The sequence below is a fragment of the Flavihumibacter sp. CACIAM 22H1 genome (genome assembly GCF_001601815.1).
Lineage (GTDB): Bacteria > Bacteroidota > Bacteroidia > Chitinophagales > Chitinophagaceae > Flavihumibacter.
Map to the genome: position 1 here is coordinate 79,390 of NZ_LUKG01000005.1, position 3,318 is coordinate 82,707.

At 46.0% G+C, this 3,318-nt stretch carries 4 protein-coding genes; 2 read left to right on the forward strand and 2 right to left on the reverse strand.

Translation table 11 applies throughout. The annotated features are described in order from the left end of the window. Positions 1–22 precede the first annotated feature (22 nt). Positions 23–697, reverse strand: a complete 675-nt coding sequence (locus tag A1D16_RS02770) for a hypothetical protein (protein WP_290707582.1) — start codon at positions 695–697, stop codon at positions 23–25. Here A1D16_RS02770 and ygiD point away from each other — a divergent pair. Further along, positions 696–1,529, forward strand: a complete 834-nt coding sequence (ygiD, locus tag A1D16_RS02775) for a 4,5-DOPA dioxygenase extradiol (protein ID WP_290707584.1) — start codon at positions 696–698, stop codon at positions 1,527–1,529. The genes A1D16_RS02770 and ygiD overlap by 2 nt on opposite strands. On the opposite strand, the gene A1D16_RS02780 is transcribed toward ygiD, so the two are convergent. Next, entirely contained in the window at positions 1,526–2,557 is a 1,032-nt protein-coding gene (locus A1D16_RS02780) for a LacI family DNA-binding transcriptional regulator (protein WP_290707586.1), read from the reverse strand. The genes ygiD and A1D16_RS02780 overlap by 4 nt on opposite strands. A gap of 52 nt (positions 2,558–2,609) precedes the next feature. Here A1D16_RS02780 and A1D16_RS02785 point away from each other — a divergent pair. Then, a partial coding sequence (locus tag A1D16_RS02785; RefSeq protein ID WP_290707588.1) for an MFS transporter occupies positions 2,610–3,318 on the forward strand: 709 nt, incomplete at its 3' end.

The window sequence follows — 3,318 nt, forward strand, 5'->3', positions numbered from 1 at the left end:
GAGCAATAAACCAGGCGGCGAATTACAGGTTTTTTGAATACCGGTAAATTGTGAGGGTTTGTTCCTCCAATTCTTGTACACAGGTTTCTTTGCAATAGGCCGACAAAGCCAGCAACATATCCCTGCCTGCAAGTCGGTGAGGAGTGCTTAAAAGTACCTGCGTGCCTTGGTTGAGGTAGAAGCGTATCAGCTGTTCCACTGCTGCAAGATCTTGTGGCGAATAATTTGTGTCGCTCAGTAATAACAAATCTGCTTCCCAGTCTGGAAGTCCATGCCGCCAATTATACAATAAGGCCTCTATATTGGTGTAGGCATTGGCAGCAATAGACGCGTTCATACAGGCAATGGCTGCCGGCTGATAATCTGATACGATTACCTGTTTGGCTTCTTTCGCTGCCAGCAAGGCCGGTAAACCCAATCCCGCTGCAATTTCCACTACCCGCTTGCCTTTGTACAGTTCGGGGTGGTTGTCTAGGTAGGCTGCCAGTACAAGCGCAGACGGCCAGATCCTGGCCCAAAATGGAAAATCAATAGCGGGATCGTTTTTCCTGGCCGTTTCATAAGCCACTTGAATCTGCTGTTCATCCGGTACCTGGATCAGTAAACTGCCCAACCTGTACTTGAATTGCCTGAAAGACGCTGCCGTTGTTATCATTTGTATATGCAAATATCGTTGTTTTTCCGTAATTTTGGCCATGAATAATTTGCAGCAGCTTAAAAAAATGCAGGATGAGCTTCCGGAAAATGGGTTTCTTATGCCGGTATTTTTCATTGGACATGGCTCGCCTATGAATGGTATTGCAGACAATTCGTTCAGCAGGGGATGGGAGGAGAGTGTGCATGATTTGCCTCTGCCCCGTGCCGTATTGGTAATTTCAGCGCATTGGCTAACAAGAGGTTCTTTTATTACGGCGATGGAGCATCCGCGTACCATTCATGATTTTGGCGGTTTCCCGGAAGCTCTTTACCAGGTACAGTATGCAGCTCCGGGTGATCCCGCACTTGCCAGGGAAACAATTGAACTGGTACAAGCAACGCGGCTTGAACCGGATCATGAATGGGGCCTGGATCATGGTACCTGGTCGGTAGTACGGCATATGTATCCCAACGCCAATATCCCCGTTTTACAGCTTAGTATAGATTATGCAAAAGAAGCAGCCTGGCACTATCAGTTGGCGGCAGATTTATTCGAACTCCGTAAAAGAGGGGTATTGATTATTGGCAGTGGAAATATGGTACATAATTTAAGGATGGTGGCCTGGGATAAACTAAACGAAAGCAATTATGGATTTGACTGGGCGCACCAGATGAATGACACCTTCAAAAATTTCATTCGCGAAGGAGCGCATGATAAGCTGATTCATTATCAAAAAATGGGAAAAGAAGCATTACTGGCCATTCCTACCCCGGATCACTACTACCCACTTCTGTATATACTCGGACTTCAAAGAGGGCAGGAGCCCGTAGCTTTTTTCAATGACCAGGCTGTGGGAGGATCTCTTACCATGACCTCTGTAAAGATCGGTTAACCAGCGCCGGTAGATGCCCTTACTTTTAATTTAACCGGAAGAATTATTTTTTTTGGAACCAGGGGGGTATTTTTTTGTTCAATGCGTTCTATCAATAAACCGGCAGCTTGTTTTCCCATTTCAAAAGCGTCCTGCACCACGGTGGTTAAGGCGGGTGAAAAAAGTTCCGGTGCACTGAAATTACTGAAACCAGCCAGTGCCACTTCTTCCGGAATAAGTTTACCAAGCGCACGCAGATACTGGAAGCTAGCCTGGGTCATCCGGTCTGATGCAGCCAGTATGGCATCCGGTGGCTCCGGTAAGGCGAATAATTCATCAAGCGCGGTTTCAATTTCCTGCACAATGGCACCACCGTGGGCGCAATGTTTAAGAAGGGCCGGGTCAATGTCCACGCCTGCTTCCTGAACTGCGCGGTAATAGCCCGATAATCGATCCCTTGTCATAGGAAGATGTGTAGGGCTGGTAATATGTGCAATCCTGCGGTAGCCTTGGTGCAAAAGGTGTTTGGTGAGTTCATAAGCACCTCCCTCATTATCGGATTGTACCGTATGAGCGGGCAGGCCTTCTCCTATCCGATCAAAGAATACAATCGGTAGGCCACGGTCGTAATAAGGCTTTAGGTGCTCGGTATCAAGTGTTTCTGTTGAAACTGAAATCAGTAGTCCATCGATAGAACGCATGGTCAGATGATCCAGGGCCATTTTTTCTTTTTCGAGCGATTCATTCGACTGGGTGATGATGACCAGGTAGCCTTTGGAGGAAGCAATGGATTCAATGCCATTGATTACTTCGCCCAGAAAGCTATTCGGTATAGCGCATAATACCACTCCTATGCAACGGCTGTTTTTGTTTTTGAGACTTTGTGCTAACAGGTTCGGACGGTAATTATGCTCTCTAGCGTAAGCAAGCACTTTTTCCCTTACAGGTTCACTTATCTGGTAGCTTCCCTTTAATGCCCTTGAAACAGTTGAATACGAAAGGTTCAAAGCTTTCGCAATATCTTTTATGGTGATTGCCTGTATATTCAAAACATTTTCTACTGTATATTTAGAAAGTATTGCTCGCCTAAAATTACAACCAATGGAGAATAGAGCCGGAACTAATTTCGCTGTTCGGGTTTCACTGATTGCCGCTCTTGGCGGATTCCTATTCGGATTTGAAACAGCCGTTATATCGGGTGCCGAAAAAACTATACAATCACTCTGGTCCTTAAGTGCAGGCTGGCAGGGGTTTACAGTTGCATCCAGCCTTATTGGAACTGTAATCGGATCGCTGGTTGCAGGGGTTCCTGCACAAAAATTGGGGCGAAAAAAACTATTGTTCATCATTGCATTTCTTTACCTGGTTTCAGCAATAGGCTGTTCCCTGACTTCTGTCTGGGGGCTTTTTATTCTGTTTCGGTTCATTGGAGGATTGGCAGTTGGCGCATCATCAGTAGTTGGTCCGATGTATATTTCGGAAATTGCACCTGCTTGCGTAAGAGGGAGGCTGGCGGGCTCTTTTCAACTCAATATTGTAGCAGGTATTTTTGTAGCATATCTTACCAATTTTCTCTTTGTTGATATGGGAGATGATGCCTGGAGATGGATGCTGGGTATAATGGTGGTGCCTGCTCTGTTGTTTGCTTTCTTATTGCGCACAATACCGGAAAGCCCCCGTTGGTTATGGATCAATGGCCGGGAAGAAGAGGCTAAAAAAATATTTGGGCAAACAGGTGATATTGCTGCTGTGCAGGAAATGCAACGAGAAGCAATAGCCGAACATTCATTTGTGGCTGAAAAACTGTTTA